This is a genomic window from Streptomyces sp. NPDC041784 (assembly GCF_055591025.1).
Window position 1 is genome coordinate 265,242 of sequence record NZ_JBVJAB010000005.1, and the last position, 22,354, is coordinate 287,595.

General features: G+C 71.9%; 19 protein-coding genes. 10 read left to right on the forward strand and 9 right to left on the reverse strand.

Annotation, left to right across the window (positions count from 1 at the left end; genetic code table 11):
• Window positions 1-145: 145 nt before the first annotated feature.
• Entirely contained in the window at window positions 146-640 is a 495-nt protein-coding gene (locus ACZ6D7_RS13490; RefSeq protein WP_469488809.1) for a hypothetical protein, read from the forward strand.
• 385 nt (window positions 641-1,025) lie between these two features.
• Entirely contained in the window at window positions 1,026-1,472 is a 447-nt protein-coding gene (locus tag ACZ6D7_RS13495; RefSeq protein ID WP_469488812.1) for a DUF4232 domain-containing protein, read from the forward strand.
• Between the two features lie 16 nt (window positions 1,473-1,488).
• On the opposite strand, the gene ACZ6D7_RS13500 is transcribed toward ACZ6D7_RS13495, so the two are convergent.
• Entirely contained in the window at window positions 1,489-2,745 is a 1,257-nt protein-coding gene (locus ACZ6D7_RS13500; protein WP_469488816.1) for an MFS transporter, read from the reverse strand.
• 77 nt (window positions 2,746-2,822) lie between these two features.
• Here ACZ6D7_RS13500 and ACZ6D7_RS13505 point away from each other — a divergent pair, with 77 nt between their 5' ends.
• From ACZ6D7_RS13505 to ACZ6D7_RS13515, 3 genes are read left to right on the forward strand one after another with little or no spacing between them, the layout of a single operon-like run.
• On the forward strand, window positions 2,823-3,854 hold the full coding sequence (locus tag ACZ6D7_RS13505) for an ArsR/SmtB family transcription factor (protein WP_469488822.1): 1,032 nt from the start codon (window positions 2,823-2,825) through the stop codon (window positions 3,852-3,854).
• A gap of 10 nt (window positions 3,855-3,864) precedes the next feature.
• Window positions 3,865-4,371 carry a glutathione peroxidase gene (locus tag ACZ6D7_RS13510; protein ID WP_469488825.1) on the forward strand — a complete coding sequence of 169 codons (507 nt, stop codon included), beginning with the start codon at window positions 3,865-3,867 and terminating at the stop codon, window positions 4,369-4,371.
• Window positions 4,372-4,427: 56 nt separating this feature from the next.
• On the forward strand, window positions 4,428-5,315 hold the full coding sequence (locus ACZ6D7_RS13515; protein ID WP_469488829.1) for a MerR family transcriptional regulator: 888 nt from the start codon (window positions 4,428-4,430) through the stop codon (window positions 5,313-5,315).
• Between the two features lie 122 nt (window positions 5,316-5,437).
• Here the strand turns inward: ACZ6D7_RS13515 and ACZ6D7_RS13520 are convergent, their stop codons facing one another.
• From ACZ6D7_RS13520 to ACZ6D7_RS13530, 3 genes are all read right to left on the reverse strand, one after another.
• The gene (locus ACZ6D7_RS13520) at window positions 5,438-5,629 is read right to left on the reverse strand and encodes a DUF397 domain-containing protein (protein WP_469488832.1); all 192 of its coding nucleotides are present in this window, start codon (window positions 5,627-5,629) and stop codon (window positions 5,438-5,440) included.
• A gap of 235 nt (window positions 5,630-5,864) precedes the next feature.
• Window positions 5,865-6,734, reverse strand: coding sequence for a helix-turn-helix domain-containing protein (locus ACZ6D7_RS13525; protein WP_469488836.1), 870 nt, complete (start codon window positions 6,732-6,734; stop codon window positions 5,865-5,867).
• A 306-nt stretch (window positions 6,735-7,040) separates the two neighbouring features.
• Complete coding sequence (locus ACZ6D7_RS13530) at window positions 7,041-7,799, reverse strand: GOLPH3/VPS74 family protein (protein ID WP_469488839.1); 759 nt, start codon at window positions 7,797-7,799, stop codon at window positions 7,041-7,043.
• 307 nt (window positions 7,800-8,106) lie between these two features.
• Between ACZ6D7_RS13530 and ACZ6D7_RS13535 the strand changes: the two genes are divergently transcribed.
• Window positions 8,107-10,479, forward strand: coding sequence for a serine hydrolase (locus ACZ6D7_RS13535; protein ID WP_469488844.1), 2,373 nt, complete (start codon window positions 8,107-8,109; stop codon window positions 10,477-10,479).
• 170 nt (window positions 10,480-10,649) lie between these two features.
• On the forward strand, window positions 10,650-12,530 hold the full coding sequence (locus ACZ6D7_RS13540; RefSeq protein WP_469488847.1) for an MFS transporter: 1,881 nt from the start codon (window positions 10,650-10,652) through the stop codon (window positions 12,528-12,530).
• 22 nt (window positions 12,531-12,552) lie between these two features.
• Here the strand turns inward: ACZ6D7_RS13540 and ACZ6D7_RS13545 are convergent, their stop codons facing one another.
• A complete protein-coding gene (locus ACZ6D7_RS13545) occupies window positions 12,553-13,392 on the reverse strand; it encodes a hypothetical protein (RefSeq protein ID WP_469488852.1) in 840 nt (279 codons plus the stop codon).
• Window positions 13,393-13,473: 81 nt separating this feature from the next.
• Between ACZ6D7_RS13545 and ACZ6D7_RS13550 the strand changes: the two genes are divergently transcribed.
• The gene (locus tag ACZ6D7_RS13550) at window positions 13,474-14,259 is read left to right on the forward strand and encodes an SDR family oxidoreductase (RefSeq protein WP_469488859.1); all 786 of its coding nucleotides are present in this window, start codon (window positions 13,474-13,476) and stop codon (window positions 14,257-14,259) included.
• A 127-nt stretch (window positions 14,260-14,386) separates the two neighbouring features.
• Window positions 14,387-15,952 (forward strand): sodium:solute symporter family protein, encoded by a 1,566-nt coding sequence (locus ACZ6D7_RS13555; protein ID WP_469488862.1) that lies wholly within the window; start codon window positions 14,387-14,389, stop codon window positions 15,950-15,952.
• Between the two features lie 8 nt (window positions 15,953-15,960).
• Here ACZ6D7_RS13555 and ACZ6D7_RS13560 read toward each other — a convergent pair whose 3' ends face one another.
• A complete protein-coding gene (locus ACZ6D7_RS13560; RefSeq protein WP_469488866.1) occupies window positions 15,961-17,070 on the reverse strand; it encodes an ADP-ribosylglycohydrolase family protein in 1,110 nt (369 codons plus the stop codon).
• 398 nt (window positions 17,071-17,468) lie between these two features.
• Here ACZ6D7_RS13560 and ACZ6D7_RS13565 point away from each other — a divergent pair, with 398 nt between their 5' ends.
• Entirely contained in the window at window positions 17,469-17,996 is a 528-nt protein-coding gene (locus ACZ6D7_RS13565; protein WP_469488869.1) for a DUF2165 domain-containing protein, read from the forward strand.
• Between the two features lie 10 nt (window positions 17,997-18,006).
• Here the strand turns inward: ACZ6D7_RS13565 and ACZ6D7_RS13570 are convergent, their stop codons facing one another.
• From ACZ6D7_RS13570 to ACZ6D7_RS13580, 3 genes are all read right to left on the reverse strand, one after another.
• Window positions 18,007-18,600, reverse strand: coding sequence for a L,D-transpeptidase (locus ACZ6D7_RS13570; RefSeq protein ID WP_469488873.1), 594 nt, complete (start codon window positions 18,598-18,600; stop codon window positions 18,007-18,009).
• A gap of 50 nt (window positions 18,601-18,650) precedes the next feature.
• Window positions 18,651-21,263, reverse strand: a complete 2,613-nt coding sequence (locus tag ACZ6D7_RS13575; RefSeq protein ID WP_469488876.1) for a bifunctional FO biosynthesis protein CofGH — start codon at window positions 21,261-21,263, stop codon at window positions 18,651-18,653.
• A gap of 68 nt (window positions 21,264-21,331) precedes the next feature.
• The gene (locus ACZ6D7_RS13580; protein ID WP_469488878.1) at window positions 21,332-22,198 is read right to left on the reverse strand and encodes an LLM class F420-dependent oxidoreductase; all 867 of its coding nucleotides are present in this window, start codon (window positions 22,196-22,198) and stop codon (window positions 21,332-21,334) included.
• Window positions 22,199-22,354: the final 156 nt, after the last annotated feature.

Here is a 22,354-nt window from a genome sequence, read left to right on the forward strand (position 1 = left end):
GGGGCACCGGCCGCCACGCCGTCGTGGACCGCGGACACTCACTGATTCTTCCACCCCGCGACCCCGTGCCCCCGGGGGTCGGGACACGACGGCCGGTATTGTGCGCGCACACGTCGGATGCTGCGGATGCTGGGGGGCAGTTCGTATGGCAGTTCGTATGGCCGTGTCGGGGACCGTTCGGCGGGGTGTGCGGCTGGGGGTGGGCGTCGGGGCGTGGCCCGCCGGGATCGGCGGCTGTCTCTGTCTGGTGGTGGCGATCGTCTTTCTGGCCGGGGGGCACTGGGGGACCGCGCGGGCGCTGCTCACGGCGGGCGTCCTCGCCGTCCTCGGCTGCGTGGCGGCCGGTGGGGCGCTGGGCGCCGCGACCGGGGTCGTCCTGGCGCTCGCACCCCGATTCCTGCTGGAGCGGCCCCTGGTGCGGGGGCTTCTCGTGGCGCTCGTCTCGGGTGTGCCCCTGGTGGTGCTCGTGGTCGCCTCCCTGACGGGGGACGGCTACTCCCTCGCGAGCTACCCTCCCTCGATCCACGTCCTCGTGTGGTCCGTTCCGCTGGTGGTTGCGCTGGTGATGGCCGCGCACAGCGGCACCGTCGCGGGCGGCGACACCGGGACGTCCCAGGACGGGCCGACGCCGGCGTCGTAGCCCTCCGGGCGCCGGTTCCTGTCACCGTCGCGTCACAGGTGCACGGTCGGGAGAACCTACGCTTCGTCCGCTATGCCTGCCTCCATGGGGCGACGAGAGCCGACGCCCCGCGCGATCTGCTTCGGGGGACTCCATGCGGTACGGGATCGGTGCGCGCAGGGCCGTGGTGGCGACGGTGACGGTGGTCGCCGCCACGGTGGGAACGGCCGGATGCCAGCCGGGCGACGACGGGACCGGGGCGGGAGGCCCGTCCACGAGCACGCCACACACCACCGGCACTCCGGGCACTCCGAGCACTCCGAGCACTCCGAGCACTCCGGACACCCCTGCCGCCCCTGCCGCCCCTGGCACTCCGGGTGCATCGGGCGCACCCGCCACACCGGGCGTGAAGAGGTGCGCGGCCGACGGGCTGCGGGTGGCCGCACGTCAGGCGGCCGAGCGGCCGCAGGGCACGGGGACCGGCGCGGCGGTCGTGACGTTCACGAACCTCTCCGGCCGACCGTGCGTCCTCGACGGCCGCCCCTCGGTCGCGGGGGCCGGCAACGGCTCACCCGAACACAACGCCCCGCTGTCGGTGACCCCCACCGGATCGGCGGCGCCGGTGACCCTCGCGGCCTCGGGCGGCCGGGCCTGGGTGAAGCTGACCTTCGTCCAGGTGCAGGGCGAGGCGGACGGCTACTGCGCGTCCGGCGCGGACCCGTCGGTGTACCCCACGCTGGTGATCGGCCTGCCGGGCTCGGGCGCGCACCAGGTCGCCCTGGCCGACGGCGTGTTCGCGGAGTGCGACGACACCGTGACCGTCACCCCGGTGTCGGCGACCGAGCCCGCCTGACGCACGGCCGGGCCCACTACGGCGTACGAACCTCGGCGCGCCCCGACCCACCGAGCCGCTCGGCAGCCCGCTCTCCCCGCCGCTCAGCACCCCGCCCCGCCACCGCCAGCGCCCCCGTCACCCCCACCGACGCCAGTGCCATCGTCGTCATCGCCGTTGCCGGGGAGGTGAGTTGGGCCAGTGAGCCCGCCAGGGCCGCGCCGACGCCCTGCATCGTGAGCATGCCGGACGAGTGCAACCCGAGGGCGTGGCCGCTGAGTTCGGGCGGGGTGAGGGCCATCAGGCGTTCCTGCTGGATCAGGCTCGCGCCGAAGCCGACGGAGGCGAGGCCGGCGCAGGCCGCGGCGAGCGGGAGCGCGGGGCGCAGCGCGAAGAGCAGGTAGGGCGAGGCCAGGAGGAGGAGCAGCGGGGTGGCGAGGCGGGTGCGGACGGCGGGCGGGAGCAGCCGGCCGACGGTCACGTCCCCCGCCAGCATGCCGAGCGCCGCGCACGCGAACAGGATGCCCGCCGCGCCGGGGTCGTACGGCACGAAGAGCGCCTCGCAGCCGACGACCAGGCCGTTGGGCAGCCACAGGCCCAGGTAAGTGAGACGGCGGGGGCGGGAGGACCACAGGACGGCGTTGGTGCGCCGGGTGGCAGCCGGTGAGGGGCGGCCGGAGACGCGTGGCGGGCGGGCGGTCAGGCCGAGGCGAGCGGTCGCGGCGGCGCTCGCGTACAGGAGCGCGGCGAGGAGGAGGACGGAGCGCGGGGACAGGGCGGTGACCAGGGCGCCGCCGGCCGCGTAGCCCGTGATCTGGGTGAGGCCGCTCACGATGTTGAAGAGCGAACGCCCGGGGAGATAGCCGTCCTTGGGCAGGATCTCGTTCAGCAGGCCCCAGCGGACACCGCCGCCGAGGGAGGCGATCAGCCCCTGGAGGAGGACGACCGCGAGGATCGCCCCCACCGGCAGCCCGGGCAGCGCCAGCAGGGCCGTGGCGGCGGCGAAGGAGAGGGAGACGCCGGTCAGCGCGGTCCTCGGGGGCAGCCGGTCGGCGCCGGAGAGGAGCAGGGTCGCGCCCAGCACCTGGGCGAGCGACGGGCCGAACATGCTGAGCGCCGACAGCAGCGGCGAGTCCGTGGCCCGGTAGACGAGCGTGCCAAGGGCGAGCCCGCCGACCGTCTGCGCGGCGGTGTGCGCGGCGGTGGAGAGGAAGAGCGGGGTGAACTCGGGGATGCGGAAGAGCCCTCGGTAGGAGAGCCCTCGGTGGGAGAGCCGTCGCGTGTCGCTGGTCATGGCCGGAGTCTCGGGCGGGCCCGATGGCCGTCGATATTGTTTCGCGGAAGCGCGAAACGTCGGGTCAGGGGGTGGGTGTGGGCTGGTGGCAGGTGAACGCGGACACGCTGGCGGGCAGCCGTTTCGTCGTCTCGCCGCTCGCCGAGACCTTCGCGAGCCTGAAGCTGCTGCACGCGGGCGCGGGCGCGCATCCCGGTGAGCACGAGTGGCTGCGGGCCCACCTCCCCGGCTACCGCGCCCTGCTGGTCGCCGACCCGGTGACCGCGCGGCTGGTGCGGGCCGGGCTCGGGCGGAACTGGATCGCCGACTTCCTCACACCCACGCCGAGGGACGGCGAGACGTTCGCGGACGGCGTGGCCCGGATCCGGGCGGCCCGTCCGGCGGACGCCCGCGCCCATCTGCGGCTCTCGCTCGCCGGCCCGCTCCCGGCCGAGCTGGACCGCGACGACCTGCCCGAGCGCGCGGCCGCGCTGCTGGAAGGGGTGTGGGAGACGGCCGTACGGCCGTACTGGGAGCGTCGGCGGCGGGTGCTGGAGGCCGATGTCGTCGCACGGACCGCGCAGGTCAGCCGGGGCGGCTGGGCCGCCGTGCTGGACTCGCTGCGGCCGGGGACCCGCTGGCTCGGGGAGAGCCGCTTCCAGGTCAATCAGCACGAGTACCCGCCGCGCGAGATCTCCGGCGCCGAGCTGCTGTTCGTGCCGGTCACACCGAAGACGGGGTGGGTGTCGTGGGAGGGCCGGGAGCGGTACGCGGTCGTCTACCCGTGTACGGGGGTGCTCGCCGGGGACCGGCGGGAGCGGGCGGTTCCGGCCGCCCTGGGTGCCCTGCTGGGGCCGGCGCGGGCCGCCGTCCTGGTGCTGCTGGCCACGCCGCTGAGCACGACCCAGCTGGTCGCCCTCACCGGGCAGGGGCTCGGCTCGGTGGGCCGGCATCTGCGGGTGCTGCTGGACGCGGGGCTGGTGGAGCGGCGGCGGGCCGGGCGGTCGGTGCTGTACTCGCGGACGGGGGCGGGCGAGGTGCTGGTGGGGGCCCAGGAGACCCTGGGGACGGCGGAGACCGGCCGACCGGAGGGAGTCCCCGGAAGCCGGGGTGTCACTCGCCGGAGTTAGCATCCGGAGCATGACTACTGATGCCGGTTCCTCCCCCCTCGCCGTCGAGATCGGCGCCCTCAAGGGCGGCTCCGCGGACCTCGAGCAGTACGCGGGCCAGGCCGTCCTGATCGTGAACGTGGCCTCCAAGTGCGGTCTGACCCCGCAGTACACCGGCCTGGAGAAGCTCCAGGAGCGGTACGCCGCCCAGGGCTTCACCGTGCTCGGCGTGCCCTGCAACCAGTTCCTCGGGCAGGAGCCCGGCACCGCCGAGGAGATCGCCGAGTTCTGCTCGGCCACCTATGGCGTGACGTTCCCGCTGACCGAGAAGGTCGAGGTGAACGGCGACGAGCGGCACGCCCTCTACGAGCGTCTCGTCGGTTTCGCGGACGCGGAGGGCCACACCGGAGACATCCGCTGGAACTTCGAGAAGTTCCTGATCGGCCGGGACGGCACGGTCGTCGCCCGCTTCTCCCCGCAGACCGAGCCGGAGTCCGCCGAGGTCGTGGCCGCCGTCGAGGCGCAGCTCGCCGGTTGACCCTGACCCTGGGGCAGGGTCGAGTCTCCTCGTCGCCGGGCGGAGTGGACCGCCCGGTGACGGAGGATGACGTGGTGGACGTACGCAACGACGACGCACTGCTCACGATCGGCGCGTTCGCCGCGCGGGCCCGCCTGTCGGCCAAGGCGCTGCGGCTCTACGACCGGCTGGGCCTGCTGGCGCCGGCGAAGGTCGACGAGGTGAGCGGCTACCGCTACTACCGCGCCGGCCAGGTGGACCGCGCCCGGCTCGTCGCGCTGCTGCGGCGGCTCGACATGCCGCTCGCCCGGATCGCCGAGGTGCTCGACACCCCGGCCCCCGGTGCGGCGGGCGATCTGCTGGCCGCCTACTGGGCGGACGTCGAGAGCCGGTTCGCCGCTCAGCGCGCGCTCGCCGAGTACCTCCGTGGCCGACTGTCGGGGAGGAGCTCCGAGATGTACGACACGTTCGAGATCGCCATGGCCGAGGTGCCCGACCAGGTGATCATCACCGAGATGCGGCATGCCGTCGAGGACGAGCTGCCCGTCTGGATCCCGGCCTCACTGGGCCGACTGGAGGAAGCGGCGGGGGAATGCGGCGGGATCGCGGGCGATCCGTACGTCGTGTACTACGCCGAGATCTCCGAGGAGAGCGACGGGCCCGCCGAGTCCTGCGTCCCGGTCGCGGACGAGGCCGCCGCCCGGGCGTGGGCGGCCGAACAGGGCCGGGCCCGCCAGGTGCGGGCGCGGGTGGAACCGGCCCGGCACCTGGCCTACACCCGGATCACCAAGGCCCAGGTCGCCAACCCCCAGATCCACGCCGCCTACGAGGCCGTGGAGGCGTGGATCGAGCGCGAGGGCTGGGCGTTCGACGGCCCCTGCCGCGAGATCTACTTCGCGGACTGGGAGGCGGCGGGCCCGCAGGACCCGGTGTGCGATGTGGCGTTCCCGGTGAAGCGGGCCTAGGCACTGCCCGGTTCGGGAATCGCCGAGCCCCCTCGGCTAGGACGGCGAGCTGGTCGAGGGGGCTCTTGGGGTGGTGCCTGTGCGGTTGCCGTGCGTAACCGGCCGAGACTCAGGGAGATGCCCTAGGCCTTGACCGACGCCACGAAGACGTTCCAGGCGTCGGCGGGGAACGCCAGGGTCGGGCCGTCGGTGACCTTGGAGTCGCGGACGGCCATCGCCTCCGTGACGGGGGACTTGATCTCGACGCACGCGCCGTTGCCCTGGGAGTAGGAGGACTTGACCCACTCGTTCGCGGCGCCCTGCTGGATTGCCATGTTCGCTCCGGTAGTCAGTTGCTGAGTTGCTGAGTTGCTGTCACCACGCCGTGGGTTGGTCTCCGTCTGCACGGCACGGTTTGCGCCAACGTTGTTGCTCGATGGCGTGATCGACGCTACTCGCCAACATCGTGATACGGAGCGACTATTCACCCGACCGGATGGCATATTCCCCGGGGACTTCCCTCCAGACCGGGCCAGGGTGTACCTTGCGGCGCCTCACCCCGCCGGGCGGCTACGCGGTCGCCTCGCGCGCGTATTCCTTCGCCGCTTTCTGGATGAACTCCCGCGTTTGGTCCGCGTTCAGGGCCTGCGCCCGCAGGTGCTCGTACATGACGCTGTACTTCTGCACGTCCTGCGGCTTCTCCAGGTACAGGTCGCTGGTGACACCCTCGATGTAGACCACGCTGGAGTCGGCCGCGTCCGGGAACTCCAGGATCGCGTACTGCCCGCTCACCCCCGGGTGCGCGCCCATCGTGAAGGGGATCAACTGCACGGTGACGTGCGGCAGCTGGGACATCTCCAGCAGGTACTCCAGCTGCTCGATCATCACCTGACGGTTGCCCACCTGGCGGCGCAGCGCCGCCTCGTCCAGGACCGCCCACAGCCGCAGCGGGTTCTCCCCTGTGGAAATACGTTCCTGTCGGCGCAGGCGCACCTGGATCCGCTTCTCGATGTCCAGCGGCGGAGCCTCCGGCAGCGCGCCCGAGATCAGCGCCTCCGCATAGCTACGGGTCTGGAGCAGCCCGGGCACCACCTGCGGGTCGTACACGCGCAGGCTCGCCGCGTCCGTCTCCAGACCGATGTAGACGCTGTACGGGACATCGCCGAAGGCGTGCCACCAGCCTTGCTGGCGGGAGTCCTTGGCCATCTCCATCAGCGAGTCGACCATCCGCTGGTCCTCGACCTCGTACACCCCGCACAGGTCGCGGACGTCCCGCTGGCTGATGCTGCGCCGGCCGTTCTCCAGCCGGCTGATCTTCGACTGGGAGACCAGCAGCCGCTCTGCGACCTCCTCGGCGGTCATGCCCTTGAGCTCGCGGAGCCGGCGCAACTCCTGGCCCAGCCGGCGTCGCCTGACGGTGGGATTGACATTGGACGCCACGGGACGCGCACCTCCGGCTGCATGCCTGTATCTGACACTTTGCGTATCTGCTGTTGAGCAGACTGCCACCAAGGTGCTTTCTACCGCTGGAAAACGGTGGATATGCGGCCGGTACACGTCAGTTCGGGTCAGGCACCGTCGGAAGTGGCCCCGACCTGCCCCGACATGCGTCCGCGCGGGACGGTGACGACTCACCGCCCCGCGCGGGCCGCGGCGGCTCCCGAACGGGTCATACGGGTCCTGCCGGCAGGCGCGTTCTGTGCGTTCTGCGCGTCCTGCCGTTCGCGTGCGTCGTGGGACTGCGGCTCAGTGGGCCACGACACGCGCCATGGGACCGCGGCGCGGCTGCGCCGGAACGCCACGGGCGGGTTCCGGAGCGGGCCTGGCGCCTGGTCCGGCCTGTCGGCCGGCCGGTGCCGCCGGGTTGCGGCGCGGCTGGGCCGCCGCACCGTTCTGGACGTCCATCACGGCGTGCGCGACGAGTCCGCCCATGGGGTCGTGCCTGATCAGGTCCCGCAGCCGGGAGCGGGACGACCGTCCCTCGTTCCCCGGATACAGGTGCTTGCCGAGGCCGACCGCGTGCGCCAGTGCGGCGAGCGCCGCGGTCCGCGGGTCCGGCGGAACGCCGGTGCGGATCGCGGAGTCCAGCCGGGCCCTGATCTCCCGGCTGATCTCGGTGTCCGTCGCCTGGTAGCGAGTCGTCGGCAGCACCCCGCACATCTGTCCCGCCACGGCATGCACCATGCCGCACCGCTCCAGATGCGAGAGGTAGGTCTGGCGGAGCCCGAGACGCGGCCCGCCGATCCAGTGGACAGCCCGAACCGGAGCGCCACGCCTTCGCAGCAACTCCAACGCGCAGTCCAGTGTCGGATCTCCTGTCGGCCGTGGCGACACCACGGCGATACGATCCCCGTCAGGGGCTATCCGTCCGGCCAGCGCCAGCTCCACTAGCTGTGCTCCGGCCAGACCAAGGTCGAGCGACTGCGGCTGTGCGGTGGTACCCGTGGTCGGGTCCAACGCCAGCAGAAGAAGCTCTTCCGGAATCGTTCTGCGGCTCCTGCCCATCCATGCCTCCCCGCGTGGATGAATGACAGGGTGACCCCTCTCACATTGGTCTGTCGAGGGTGCGTGACCTGTTTGTAGTGGAACCAGTAGGTATGTCGTTCTCGTCTACCGCAGGAGCCAAGCCCTCTACACAGGACACTGGTACATGGTTCGGACAGTGCCATGAGGCGGTTCCGGGCGGGCGGTTCAGGTTCGGCAGCACATGCGGCACAGCAGCACATGCGAGGAGGCATCGGTGGCGGGCGAGTCCCCCGACAGGTCGAAGCAGCGCGAGTCGTCGGCGGAACCGACGTCGGGGAGCGCGGGCATGGTTCCCGAATCGCGCGAGCCCCGCGATCCGCGGCTCGCGGTGGCACGGGAGAGCGAGCCGTCGGGCTCGGCCTCGGCCTCGGAGTCCCGTGGTGGTGTGGACACGGCCACACGGGTCTTCTCCGTACGCGAACTGGAGATCGAGCGGGACGCGGACGACCCCGCCGAGGAGGTGGCCGACTCCGGCACGGACGCGGACGACTCCACGGACGACTCCGCGGACGACTCCGCGAGGGATGCCGAGGAGGCCGCTGAGGCCGAGGGCGCCCGGGACGCCCAGGGCGCCGAGAAGGGCGCTGAGGGCCCCTCTGAGGGCTCCGGGGACGCTGAGAGCGCCTCGGACGCCTCCGACGACTCCGGAAGCGGCGAGGAGAAGCCCTCCGGGGAGGACGAGGAGCCTTCCGGGGAGGACGCCGGGGACTCCGGAGACACCGAGGACACCGAGGACACCGAGGCGGCTGCCGAGGACACCGACGGCGACCCGGAGACCGAGCCCGAGGCCGAGACCGAGCCCGAGCCCGAGGCCGAGCCCGCGCCCGAGCCCAAGTCCGCCTCGAAGCCCGCCTCCAAGCCCGCGCCGAAGTGGGCCACGGTCGACGAGGCCGACGAGGCCGAGGCCGAGGCCGAGAGCAACGACGAGCAGCCCAAGGCCGACAAGGAAGACAAGGACGGCAAGCGCGGCAACGACGACAAGGAGGACGAGCCCGAGCAGGACGCTCAGGCCGCCCCCTCCCCCGTCGACCAGCCCACCGCCGTCTTCAAGGCCCCCCGGCCCAAGCCCACCGTCGACCAGCCGACCACCATGCTCAAGCTGGGCGGCGCGACCAAGCCCAAGCCGGCCGAGACCGAGGCCGACACCGACGACGAGGGCGCCAAGGCCGACAAGGCCGCCAAGGCCGACAAGGGCAAGGCCACCGAAGAGCCCACGCCCAAGCCCGAGCCGAAGCCCGACCCCGAACCCGCCGCCGAGCGGACCAGCAAGTTCGTCGCGCTCAAGCCGCTCGACGAACCCCGCGCTGTCCAGACGCCCGCGGACGTCACCGCGCACGTCCCCCAGGTCGGCCCCGAGCGCACCACGCAGCAGCCGCTGCCGCCGAAGCCGCCGCTGGACCTGCTGGCCGAGCTGACGAACACCCCGCCGCCCCCGCCGACTCCGTTGCGCACGCTCGGCCGACGGGTCAAGATCTGGACGCCGCTGGTCATCCTGCTGGTGATCGTGTTTGCGGTCGTGCAGGCCGTCCGCCCGCTGCCGGCGACCGCGCTGACGCTCACCGCGAAGGACGCGTACACCTTCGAGGGCGGCAAGCTCTCCCTGCCCTGGCCGAACGAGGGCCAGGGCTGGATGGACGTCGACGGCGTCGGCACGATGGACAGCTTCGGCAAGCAGACGCCGGTCGCCATCGGCTCGGTGGCCAAGACGATGACCGCGTACGTCGTCCTCAAGGACCACCCCCTCAAGGCGGGCGAGGACGGCCCGAGCATCACGGTCGACGCCACCGCCGAGAAGGAGGGCGGCTACAACCAGAGCGGCGAGTCCACCCTCGCCAGTGTCAAGGCCGGCGACAAGCTCACGCTCCAGCAGGCCCTCTCGGCCGTCATGATCCCGTCGGCGAACAACATCGCCCGGCTGCTGGCCCGCTGGGACGGGGGCACCGAGGCGGCGTTCATCGAGAAGATGAACGCGGCCGCCAAGGAACTCGGGATGACGAACACGACGTACACCGACCCCTCCGGGCTGAAGGAGACCACCGTCTCCACGGCCGAGGACCAGGTGAAGCTCGGCAACGCGGTGGTGAAGATCCCGGCTCTCGTGGCGATCACCAGCGCGGCCAGCTGGACGGACCCCACCGGATACAACTGGCCGAACTACAACACGCTGCCCTTCCTCATGGGCGCGATCGGCATCAAGACCGGCTCCACCAGCGCGGCCGGCGGCAACCTCCTCTTCGCCGCCCGCAAGAAGGTCGGCGGCGAGACGGTCACCATCGTCGGCGCGGTCCTCGGCCAGCACAAGCCGACCATCCTCAAGACGGTCAACACCGTCAGCAGGACGGCGCTGACCGCCGCCCAGGACGGGCTGACCTCGGCGAAGATCGTGAAGAAGGGCGATGTCGTCGGGTACGTGGACGACCGGTTGGGCGGCCGGACCCCGGTCGTCGTCACCAAGGACGTCACGGCGGTCGGCTGGGCCGGTCTGACGGTGAAGCTGTCGTTCGCCGCCGACGACGTCCCACACACGGCGAAGGCCGGCACCCAGGTGGGCACGCTCACCGTCGGGGACAGCTCGGGTGGCGCGGTGAAGGTGCCGGTGGCGCTCCAGAGCGACCTGGTCGAGCCGGGCTTCCCGGACAAGCTGACGCGCATCGGCTGACCACCGGCCGCGTCCGTAGCGCTCCTCCACCCCGCCGGGCAGCCGTCCGGCGGGGTGCGTGCTAGCGTCGCGAAACGGGACAGGTCGGCGGCCGCTACCGTGCTGCCGTGAAGCGGACGCGAACGGGACGCGACCGAGAACAGAAGACGGGACACGGGGAGTGCCTTCGAGTGGCCACTGCGGAGCCGACACGCGCCGACGACACCGGTCCGGGCCCGGACGCCGGCCCGCGGACACGGGTGCCCGCACCCCAGTCCGGCGACCATGACCGCGACGACCGCACCGGCCGGGACGCCGGTCCGGCCGACCGGGAACCCACGCGCGTGAGATCCGCCGTCGACCGGCTCGGCGCCTTCCTCCGCCGGCATCTCGTGCTCTCCGTGACCGTGCTGTCCGGCCTCCTCCACCTCGTGTGGTTCTTCGCGTTCGCGAACAGTGGCGGCGATCTGGCGGCGCAGGACGCGTGGGCCGAGTTCGTCGGCCGCCACCCCGACTCCGCGTACAACCTCGCCTGGTACGGCGGCATGCACCCGGTGTCGTACAGCGTGGTGTCGCCGTACCTCATGTCCGTCCTCGGTGTCCGGACGACGATGATGATCGCCGGGACGATCTCGGCGGGCCTGCTCACTCTGATCCTGCTGCGCTGCCGGCCCGTGAAGAACCCGGTGTGGCCCGCGCTGGCGGGGGTCTTCGCGCTGCTGTGCAACGCCGCGTCCGGGCGCGTCACCTTCGGCCTGGGCAACATGTTCGCGCTGGGCGCCGTGGCCGTCGTGTTCTGCTGGCCCTACCGCTGGCGCTACAAACGGTGGGCGAAGGCGCTGTGCGCGGCGCCGCTCGCCGCGCTCGCCACGATGGGCTCGCCCGTGGCGGGGCTGTTCGTGGGAATCGTCGCCGTCGCGCTGTTCCTCCAGAAGCGGCGGCCCGGCGCGTGGGCGCTGGGGCTCGCCCCGACGGCCGTGGTCGCCGTCTCCGCCTGGCTGTTCCCGTTCTCCGGCACCCAGCCGATGTCCTTCGGCTCGGCGTCCCTGCCGCTGCTGTACTCGGCGATCGTGTTCGCCGTCGTCCCGCGCGACTGGAAGACCGTACGGATCACGGCGGCCGTGTACGGGCTCGGTGTGCTCGGGGTGTGGCTCGTCAGCTCGCAGATCGGGTCCAACATCACCCGGCTCGCCATGCTGTTCGCGGGGGTCGTGCTGATGGCCGCGCTGCCGTTCGCGGTGCCGCGCAGCCGCAAGTGGTACCTGATCGTGGTGGCGTTCGCCGGGTTCGTCGGCTGGATCGGCTTCAAGTCGGTCGACGACGTCTGGCGGACCACCCCGGCGGCCTCCTGGGCGCGTGAGCTGGCGCCGCTGGTCAACGAACTCCAGGGCGTCGGCGCCGAGAAGGGCCGGGTCGAGGTCGTACCGGCCCGCTCGCACCGCGAGGCGTCCGCGCTCGCGCCGTACGTCAACCTGGCCCGGGGCTGGAACCGGCAGGCCGACATGGAGCGCAACCCCCTCTTCTACGACGACACCCTCAACTCGGCGAACTACCACGAGTGGCTCCAGCGGTGGGCCGTGCACTTCGTCGTCGTCCCGAAGGACGCGCTGGACGGGGACGGCGGCGAGCGGGAGCGGGAGCTGGTGCAGCGCGGGCTGCCGTATCTGGAGCAGGTCTGGGGCGACGCCAACTGGCAGCTGTTCCGGGTGACGGATCCGGCGCCGCTCGCCGAGCCCGACGCGGTGGTGCAGCGCGCCGAGCAGGGCGAGATGACGATCGACGTGAAGAAGGCGGGCCGGATCCTGATCCGGATCCCGTACTCGCCGTGGCTGAGTGTCGTCGACGCGGAGGGCAAGAGCCTGAAGGCTCCGCAGGAGACGGAGGAGTCCAAGCACCGGGCCGAGGGCGAGGCGAAGACGTACGACAACGTCAACGGCTGCCTGTACGAGACGGAGGAGGACGCGGAGGGGGACAAGTGGACGATGCTGCTGGCGCCGGAGGCCGGCGTGTACCGGCTCGCCGCGCCCTATCAGCTGCCGCGGGGCACTCCGTGTCCGGACGCGTTGAAGTGATCCCCCGCCGGCGGCCCCGTGGTCACCTCAGCTCGGAGACATAGGTGTCCGTCCCCGCGATCGTCGGGACGAACGGGGCCACCAGTTCCACTCTGCCCAGTCCGGACGCGGTGACCTGGGTGTCCAGGTCCGTGAAGTGGTCCGCCCAGCACTGCCTGGGGTCCGTCTCCAGGAACCAGAGCAGGGTCAGGCGGGTGCCGACGCCCTCGACCTGCTTGACGTAGGTCATGCGGTCGCCGGGGAGCGGCGTCGGGCGGAAGAGGGTGACCATGGCGGCCGGGGAGCCGGACAGCCGCCGCGGCAGATGTCGGGTGCGCAGCCATTCCAGGAGCCCGGCGCGCTGCTCGGCGGTGTCGGTGTCGATCACCTGGAGGACCAGGCCGGCGTACGGATGGTCCAGGGCGTGGAAGTCCCGCGGTCCCGCCGCGCCGTCCCGGTAGACGGTCGCCTCGTGGTCCTGGAAGGCCGTGAAGACGTGGGTGCGGTCCTGGTAGACGCGGGCGTCCCGGTTGAGGCGCTTGTTGATGGCGACCGTCCAGCGCATGTGGTCGTCGTAGCGGCCGGAGGTGATCCAGTACGTGGAGAGGTAGCAGCCGGCGGTCACCGGCTGGGCGATCGCCGACTTCTCCGGGTAGCGCAGGAGTTGCAGGTCCCTCGTCGCCACCCATCGCCGTCCCGCGTACATCCAGGGCATGGCCATCGCGCCGGCGTAGTAGTGGTCGTCCTCGTACCAGCGGTTGTAGGCATACTCGTGGCCGGGGTGCGGCTCGACCATGGTGATCAGGGCGTGGCCCGGACGGACGCCGTAGGGTCCTACGGCGGCCAGCTCGGCGTACGTCTCGCTGCGGGTCTCCTCGCTCACGGTTGCTCCCCTTCCGTCCTCCTGCACTCACCCCTACTCTGACGCTCCGTCAGATAGGGCGCCAGAGCCGGGAGGCCACCGATGTCACTGCTCGCGGGGAAGACCGTCGTCGTCTCGGGAGTCGGGGCGGGCCTGGGGCACCAGGTCGCCGCGGCGGTCGTACGGGACGGGGGCAACGCCGTGCTGGGGGCACGGACCGAGGCGAACCTCGCCAAGAGCGCGGCCGGGATCGATCCGGACGGCACGCACACGGCGTACCGGGCCACGGACATCACGGACGAGGGGCAGTGCGCGGCGCTGGCGGGGCTGGCGCGGGAGCGGTTCGGGGGGATCGACGCGGTGGTCCATGTGGCCGCCTGGGACTCCCTGTTCGGCGGGCTGGAGGACGCGGACTTCGCGACCTGGCAGTCGGTGCTGGACGTGAACCTGCTGGGGACGCTGCGGATGACCCGGGCCTGTCTCGACGGGCTGAAGGCGGGCGGCGGGTCGGTGGTGTTCATCGGGACGCAGTCGGCGGTGGCCGCGCCCTCGCAGGTGCGGCAGGCGGCGTACGCGGCGTCGAAGGGGGCGCTGACCAGCGCGATGTACTCGCTGGCGCGGGAGCTGGGGCCGCACCGGATCCGGGTCAACACGGTGCTGCCGGGGTGGATGTGGGGGCCGCCGGTGCAGGCGTACGTGCACTTCACCGCGCAGACCGAGGGGGTGGCGGAGGAGGAGGTGCTGGGGCGGCTGACGGGGCGGATGGCATTGCCCGAGCTGGCCACCGACGGGGACGTCGCGGACGCCGCGGTGTTCCTGGCCTCGGACCGGGCGCGGGCCATCACCGGACAATCACTGCTGGTCAACGCTGGCGAGCTGATGCGATGAGTTCACATAGATGAACACAGGACAGTATGCCGAATGATTTTACCTCCCTTTGACCTGACGCTTACTTGTCGTGTTCACGCGGCAACGCCCACGATGAGCGCCGGGCTGAACCCCTGGGAGGGCGCACATGAACGGTCTCGACTGGGCCGTGCTCATCGGCTACTTCGGCGTGATGGTCGCCATCGGCGTCTGGTCGCACAAACGCGTGGACAACGTCAGCGACTTCTTCACCGCCGGCGGCAAGATGCCCTGGTGGCTGTCGGGCATCTCGCACCACATGTCCGGCTACAGCGCGGTGATGTTCACCGGCTACGCCGGCATCGCCTACACCTACGGCGTCACGTCGTTCGTCACGTGGTCCTTCCCGATCGCCCTCGGCATCGCCATCGGTTCGAAGCTGTTCGCGCCGCGCATCAACCGGCTGCGCTCCCGGCTCCATGTCGCTTCCCCGCTGGAGTACCTGAAGAACCGCTACGACCTGAAGACCCAGCAGGCGCTCGCCTGGTCCGGGATGCTGCTGAAGATCGTGGACGTGGGCGCCAAGTGGGCGGCGATCGCCACCCTGCTGTCCGTCTTCACCGGGGTCTCCCTCAACCAGGGCATCCTCATCACCGGCGCCATCACCGCCGTCTACTGCACGATCGGCGGGCTGTGGGCGGACGCGCTCACCGAACTCGGGCAGTTCGTCATCCAGTTGCTGGCGGGCGTCGCGATGTTCGTCGCCGTGGTGATGAAGCTCGACGACAAGGGCATCGGGTTCCTCGAAGCCTGGGACCAGCCCGCGCTCCAGGGACACGACAAGCCGCTGGTCGGCCCGTACGGCACGGTCTTCCTGCTGGCGTTCCTGTTCATCAAGCTCTTCGAGTACAACGGCGGCATGCTGAACCAGGCCCAGCGGTACATGGCCACGGCGTCCCCGCGGGAGGCCGAGCGCTCGGCGCGGCTGTCGGCGGTGCTGTGGCTGGTCTGGCCGCTGGTGCTGTTCTTCCCGATGTGGATGTCCCCGCTGCTGGTCGAGTCGCAGAAGCCGGACGGCTCCGACTCCTACGGCCTGATGACCGAACAGCTGCTGCCGCACGGTCTGCTGGGGCTCGTCATCGTCGGCTTCTTCTCGCACACGATGGCCATGTGCTCCTCCGACGCCAACGCCATCGCCGCCGTCTTCACCCGGGACTGCGCGCCGGTGGTGTCGCGGCGGGCCCGGGAGTGGAGCGAGCGGTCGGGTCTGATCGCCGCCCGGGTCACCACGGTCGTCTTCCTCGGGCTGTCCATGGCGGCGGCCACCCAGGTCAATTCCCCCGCGTTCAAGGACATCATCACCGTCGTCATCAAGTGGGTGGCCGGTCTGATGGGTCCGATGGCCATCCCGATGATGCTGGGCCTGCTGCGCCCGTTCCGGCGCTCGGGACCGACGGCGGCGCTGACCAGCTGGTCGATGGGCCTGTTCGCCTTCTGGCTGGTCAACTACCCGATCAACTGGAACGTCGACGGCGGGGTGCCGCTCCAGTACCAGGTATCGGTACCGCTGGCCGTGTCCCTGATCCTCTACGTCCTCATCGGCTTCCTGAAGCCGGAGGACACCCCGGAACGGCTCGCGATCATCGAGAAGATCAACACGGACGGGGACGGCGGCGCCACGGGCGCGGCAGTCCCGATCCCCGAGCCCCGGGACACGGTCCCCGCGAAGGACTGAACGGTGTCCTACCGCGGATACCTGGCCAGCCACCCCGGTGACGCGCCCGCGGGGTTGTGCAGGGCCGGGCCCTGGGTCAGTTCCATGGCGTAGTCGTCGGCGAGTTCCAGGATCGTGGGGCGGCCCTCCAGTTCGGCCAGCCAGGCCGGCGGGAGGGCCGTTTCGCCGTGCAGGGCGCCGAGCAGTCCGCCGGTGAGGGCGGCGGTCGGGGCGGAGGGGCCGCCCTGGTTCACCGCGAGGCGCAGTCCGTGTCTGACGTCCTCCGCGACGAGCGCGCAGTACACGGCGCCGGAGAGCACACCCGGCGCCGCCCCCTCCCCCACCAGTTCCGCCACGCGTCCCGGCCCCGGCAGCCCCTGCCGTACGGCGCCCAGCGCGCGCTGGAGCGCCTCCGAGACGGGCTCGTGTCCGGGCCGGGCCGCCAGCAGCGCGAGCGTGCGCTGCACCGCGCCGTCCAGGCTCTCGCCCCGGGCGAGCGCCTGCACGGTGACGGCGTACGCGCCCGCCGCGAGGTACGCCGACGGGTGGCCGTGGGTCTGGGCCGCGCACTCGACGGCGAGCTGGGCGACGAGCTGCGGCTCCCAGCCGACGAGCAGACCGAAGGGCGCGGAACGGGCGGTGGGCTCGGGGCCATCGGCGTCGGGGTTCTTGGGCGAGTCCAGCGTGCCCAGGTGTTCGTCGCCGAGCCCCATGAGCAGCGGGCAGGTCGGGTCTCGGCGGGCGTACAGCCACTCCTCGCGGGCCAGCCAGCCGTCGTCCTTGCGCAGGTCCGGCCCCCAGTCGCGCTGGGTTGCCGCCCATCTCAGATACGCCCGGTGCAGATCGGTCGGCGGGTGCCAGGCGCCGGTGTCCCGGCGGACCTGGGCGCGGATCAGCCCGTCCACGGTGAAGAGGGTGAGCTGGGTGAGATGGGTGACGGCGCCGCGCCGGCCGTAGGCGGGGGCGAGGTCGACGACGCCCTCCGGGCCGTGGACCTGCCGGATCTCCTCGATGCCGAGGCCGTCGACGGGCGCCCCGAGCGCGTCGCCGACGGCGGCGCCCAGCAGCGTGCCGCGCACCCGGCTGCGGAAGTCCTGCTGTTCGGCACGGCCCCAGACGGCGCCGGACGTCGCACTCACCAAGTCCTCCCGGGCACCGTCCGTACGTACGACGTTCGTCACTGTAATCGAACGGGACGACACGCAGGCTGTGGCGGCGGAAGGGCTGTGAAGGCCCGGTGGAGATCCCGGGCGTCAGCCGTACCAGGTCACATTGCAGACGTGGACGCACTCGTGCCGCGGAACGGCGAGAAAGCCGGCAGTCCGCCGGTGACGTACTCGGCGCTCGGGTTGTGGTCCCAGGCCCAGTCCGTCACAGGCCTGCCTCCGCCTCTGCCGTCTCCCGGATCGCGCGGATCTCGGTGATGGCCGCCCGGCCGGGTCGTCGGTCGGCGCGATCCGGTTGCCTCCCCAACATGAAGTAACCATAGGCAACTTGATGGGGTGACATGGCCTCCCGACGGGGTAGGGGGACCGGCATGACCACCCCCACCTCACGATTCACACAGACCTCACGTCTTCTCCCGCTGACCGCCGGGCTCCTCACCGGAACGGTCGCGCTCTACATAGCGCTCGTGGCCTTCGGGAACATCACCGACTTCGGCACCAACCAGCAGTTCGTCCGGCACGTGCTGGCGATGGACACCACCTTCAAGGACGACGACCTGATGTGGCGGGCGGTGACGAGCAAGGGTCTGCAGGACGCCGCGTACGTCGCGATCATCGCGTGGGAGACGGTGGCCGCGGTCGTCCTGGCCGCCGGGACGTGGTTCTGGGCGCGCCGGGACCTCGTCCGGGCCCGCGCGTTCTCGACGTACGGCCTGCTGATGCTGATGCTGCTGTTCGGCGCCGGGTTCATCGCGATCGGCGGGGAGTGGTTCGCGATGTGGCAGTCGGACACCTGGAACGGGCTGGAGGCGGCGACCCGCGTCTTCGTGTTCAGCGGGATCGTGCTGCTGGTCAACCACCTGCCGTCCGGGCGGGCGGCCGACGAGCCGGCCGCCTGACCGCCGGCGCCTACTCGACGACGCGGACCTTCGTCCCCAGGTCGCCGAAGGCCCACAGCGCCGCCCCGTCCGCCTCGGGCATGCGGATCCCGCCCGTCCGGGCGTCCGCGGCGGCCGGGGGCGGCGAGGAGCCGTCGACCGCGTTGGAGAAGGCGATGTTCACGCCGGAGACGACCGAGAAGTAGATGATGTGCTCGATCTCGACCCCGTCGGATCCGGTCGTCGCGTCCTTGCGCACGGAGATCGTGTACGTGCCGGGCGCGGGCTCGACGGTGCCCGGCCAGACCGTGAACGTCCGGCGGGCGGTGTCGTCGGCGTCGACCAGCCAGACGCGGTGGTCCGACAGGTCGTAGACGACCCGGCGGCCCGTGCCCGAGGCCCGCGGCACCCCGGTCTTCGCCGGGGAGGCGGAGGGCTTGGGCGCCGCGGACGATCCGGCGCCGGGCGCCGCCGACGCCGAAGCGCTCGGGCGGACCGCCGCCGCCGCCGTGGGATGCGGGCCCTTCTCGGCCTTCACCGTCAGCACGGCGACCGCGGCGATCGCACCCGCCGTCAGACCGGTGACCCAGACCCACGAGGGAAGCCGTCGGGCAGCCACGGGCACGCATCTCCTCAGCTACATGTCCTCATCCAACAGAGGTCGGATCATCGTACTCACTCCAGCACGGGCAGGAGTTCCGGCAGATGCCCGTCCGAGGCCCGCGCCGCCCGCTGCCGCTCCTCGGGGACCTCGCCGTACAGGGTCGTCCGGGGCCTCGCCGGGCGGCCCGCCGCCTCCGCGACCGCGATCAGGTCCTTGACGGACTTGTAGGAGCCGTACGAGGAGCCCGCCATCCGGGAGATGGTCTCCTCCATCAGGGTGCCGCCCAGGTCGTTGGCGCCGGAGCGGAGCATCTCCGCCGCGCCCTCCGCGCCCAGCTTCACCCAGCTGGTCTGGATGTTCGGGATGTGCGGGTGGAGCAGGAGCCGGGCCATCGCCGTCACCGCGCGGTTGTCCCGCAGGGTCGGGCCCGGGCGGGCGATGCCGGCCAGGTACACCGGGGCGTTGGTGTGGATGAAGGGGAGCGTGACGAACTCCGTGAAGCCGCCCGTCTCCTGCTGGATCCGGGACAGGGTGCGCAGATGGCCGAGCCAGTGGCGGGGCTGGTCCACATGCCCGTACATCATGGTCGAGCTGGACCGGATGCCCACCTCGTGCGCGGTGGTGATCACCTCGATCCAGGTCGCCGTCGGCAGCTTGCCCTTGGTCAGGACCCAGCGGACCTCGTCGTCGAGGATCTCGGCGGCGGTGCCGGGCATCGAGTCCAGGCCCGCCTCCTTGGCGGCCGTCAGCCACTCGCGGATCGACAGGCCGGTGCGGGTCGCGCCGTTGACGACCTCCATGGGCGAGAAGGCGTGCACATGCATGCCCGGGACCCGCTCCTTCACCGCCCGCGCGATGTCGAAGTACGCCGTGCCGGGCAGGTCCGGGTGGATGCCGCCCTGCATGCAGACCTCGACCGCGCCCACCTCCCAGGCCTGCTGGGCCCGGTCGGCGACCTGGTCGAGGGAGAGGGTGTAGGCGTCGGCGTCGGTGCGGCGCTGGGCGAACGCACAGAAACGGCAGCCCGTGTAGCAGACGTTGGTGAAGTTGATGTTCCGCGTGACGATGTACGTGACGTCGTCCCCGACCGCCGACCGGCGCACGTCGTCCGCGACCCGGGTGAGCGCGTCCAGCGCCGGGCCGTCCGCGTGCAGCAGGGCGAGGGCCTCGGCGTCGGTGAGTTTCGTCGGGTCGTCGGCGGCGGTCGCGAGCGCCTGGCGGACGTCGGTGTCGATGCGCTCCGGTGCCATGCCGGGGGCGGCCGCCTCACGCAGGGCGCCCCAGTCGCCGTACACCTCGTCGAAGTCGTCGCGGCGGTCGGACGTACGGCCGTCGGTGTCGATGGTGTGGTGCAGATCGGTCCGGCCGGAGGCGGTGAAGACCTCCTCCGGCTCCTGCCACGGGCGGCCCTCGACCACGGCGTCCGGCACGGCCAGTCCCGTCTCCGGGTCGGCGAGCGCGCGGACGTGCGGCAGGAGGCGCGGGTCGAGCCAGGGCTCGCCGCGGCGGACGAACTCCGGGTACACGCAGAGACGTTCCCGCAGCGCGAACCCGGCCGCGCGGGACCGCTCGGTCAGCTCCTCGATCTGCGGCCAGGGGCGCTCGGGGTTGACATGGTCGATGGTGAGCGGGGACACCCCGCCCCAGTCGTCGATGCCGGCGCCGATCAGCCGCTCGTACTCGCTGTCGACGAGGTTGGGCGGCGCCTGGAGGTTGGCGGAGGGGCCCAGGATGTGCCGGGCGACGGCGATCGCGGCGACCAGTTCGTCCAGCTCCGCGTCCGGCATGCCGCGCATCGCGGTGTCCGGCTTGGCGCGGAAGTTCTGGATGATCAGCTCCTGGACGCCGTGGTAGGAGCGGGCGACCTTGCGCAGCGCGAACAGGGACTCCGCGCGCTCCTCGTACGTCTCACCGATCCCGATCAGGATCCCGGAGGTGAAGGGGACGGAGGAACGGCCGGCGTCCTGGAGGACGCGCAGCCGTACGGCGGGCTCCTTGTCCGGGGAGCCGTGGTGCGGGCCGCCGGGCTCGGACCAGAGCCGGGTGGCGGTCGTCTCCAGCATCATGCCCATGCTGGGCGCGACGGGCTTGAGGCGCTGGAAGTCGGTCCACGACAGCACGCCCGGGTTGAGGTGGGGCAGCAGCCCGGTCTCCTCCAGGATCCGGATGGAGATGGCCCGGACATAGGCGATGGTGTCGTCGTAGCCGTGCGCGTCGAGCCATTCCCGCGCCTCGGGCCACCGCTCCTCCGGCTTGTCGCCGAGGGTGATCAGGGCTTCCTTGCAGCCGAGGGCGGCGCCCTTGCGGGCGACGTCCAGCACCTCGTCCGGGGACATGAACATCCCGTGCCCGGCCCGCCGCAGCTTGCCGGGGACGGTGACGAACGTGCAGTAGTGGCACTTGTCCCGGCACAGCCGGGTCAGCGGGATGAAGACACTCTTCGAGTAGGTGATGACACCGGGGCGGCCGGCCGCCGCCAGGCCCGCGTCCCGGACCCGGGCGGCCGACGCGGCGAGGTCGTCGAGGGCCTCGCCGCGCGCCTGGAGCAGGACGGCCGCCTCGCCGACGTCGAGGGCGACGCCGTCCCGGGCGCGTTTGAGGGCGCGACGCATGGAGTTCTCGGTTGGGCCGGTGGCGCCGGGGCGCTCGGTGGGGCCGGTTCCGGAGGTCGCCGAAGTCGTCATTCCTTGAGCATACGTTCGGGCTGGTCAGGGACGACGGGGGCGCCCGATTCGTCCCTCACCGGCGGTCGTTACACGGTGTCACTGGAATCGGTCACGAAGGCGCTGTACTCGTCGAGGAGCCGCAGCACCTCCGTCTCGCCGGCCGGCGGCAACTGGAGCACGGTCTCCTCGATGCCGAGTCCGGCGTAGTAGGAGAGCTTCCCGGCCGACGGGTGGACGGCGTACGGCACGACCTGGAGCGCGGCCGGGTCACGGCCGGCGTCGGCCCACGCGGCCCGCAGCAGCGGCAGGGACTCCGACAGCCCGCGCCCGCCGATCGGCAGCCAGCCGTCGGCGTACTCGCTGATGTGGGAGAAGAGCTTGGGGCCGGCCGCGCCGCCGATCAGGGTACGGGGGCCGACGACCGGGCCGCGCGGCTTCTGTACCGGCTTGGGGTGGGCGTGGCTGGCCCGGACGCTCGCGTACGGGCCGTCGTACGGGGTGGGGTCGTCGCTCCACAGCGCGCGCATCAGCCCCATCCGGTCGCGGACCGACTCCCGCCGCTCGCGCCACGCGACGCCGTGGTCGGCGGCCTCCTCCACGTTCCAGCCATAGCCCAGGCCGAGGGTGAACCGCCCGCCGGACAGATGGTCCAGGGTCGCGATCTGCTTGGCCAGGTCGATCGGGTCGTGCTGGGCGACCAGCGTGATGCCGGTGCCGAGGCCCAGCCGCTCCGTGACGGCGGCGGCCTGGCCGAGGGCGACGAAGGGGTCGAGGGTACGGCCGTACTCGCGCGGCAGGTCGCCGCCCGCCGGGTACGGGGTGGTCCGCTCGACGGGGATGTGCGTGTGCTCGGGGAGGTAGAGCCCGGCGAACCCGCGCTGCTCCAGCTCACGGGCGAGGCGGGTGGGGGTGATCGTCTCGTCGGTGAGGAAGATGGTGACGGCGATGCGCATCGGGGGCCTTTCGTCGCGTACGGCTCTTCTCGGGCGGGTGCGTGTGCTCCCGGGCGGGGCGGGCGCGGGTGTCGACCCCATCTGTACCGGGAGAAGACCCCTCTGTCCATACCGACCGGTCGGAATTGATCTCGGGGTCCGGGTCGACGCCTCCCG

Bases quoted from the DNA above. Each gene is read 5' to 3' on its own strand.
- ACZ6D7_RS13580 (WP_469488878.1), bottom strand. From the start codon at position 22,198: ATGCGCATCGCCGTCACCATCTTCCTCACCGACGAGACGATCACCCCC.
- ACZ6D7_RS13510 (WP_469488825.1), top strand. From the start codon at position 3,865: ATGACTACTGATGCCGGTTCCTCCCCCCTCGCCGTCGAGATCGGCGCC.
- ACZ6D7_RS13550 (WP_469488859.1), top strand. From the start codon at position 13,474: ATGTCACTGCTCGCGGGGAAGACCGTCGTCGTCTCGGGAGTCGGGGCG.
- ACZ6D7_RS13500 (WP_469488816.1), bottom strand. From the start codon at position 2,745: ATGACCAGCGACACGCGACGGCTCTCCCACCGAGGGCTCTCCTACCGA.
- ACZ6D7_RS13575 (WP_469488876.1), bottom strand. From the start codon at position 21,263: ATGACGACTTCGGCGACCTCCGGAACCGGCCCCACCGAGCGCCCCGGC.
- ACZ6D7_RS13530 (WP_469488839.1), bottom strand. From the start codon at position 7,799: ATGGGCAGGAGCCGCAGAACGATTCCGGAAGAGCTTCTTCTGCTGGCG.
- ACZ6D7_RS13535 (WP_469488844.1), top strand. From the start codon at position 8,107: ATGGTTCCCGAATCGCGCGAGCCCCGCGATCCGCGGCTCGCGGTGGCA.
- ACZ6D7_RS13490 (WP_469488809.1), top strand. From the start codon at position 146: ATGGCAGTTCGTATGGCCGTGTCGGGGACCGTTCGGCGGGGTGTGCGG.
- ACZ6D7_RS13565 (WP_469488869.1), top strand. From the start codon at position 17,469: ATGACCACCCCCACCTCACGATTCACACAGACCTCACGTCTTCTCCCG.
- ACZ6D7_RS13555 (WP_469488862.1), top strand. From the start codon at position 14,387: ATGAACGGTCTCGACTGGGCCGTGCTCATCGGCTACTTCGGCGTGATG.
- ACZ6D7_RS13520 (WP_469488832.1), bottom strand. From the start codon at position 5,629: ATGGCAATCCAGCAGGGCGCCGCGAACGAGTGGGTCAAGTCCTCCTAC.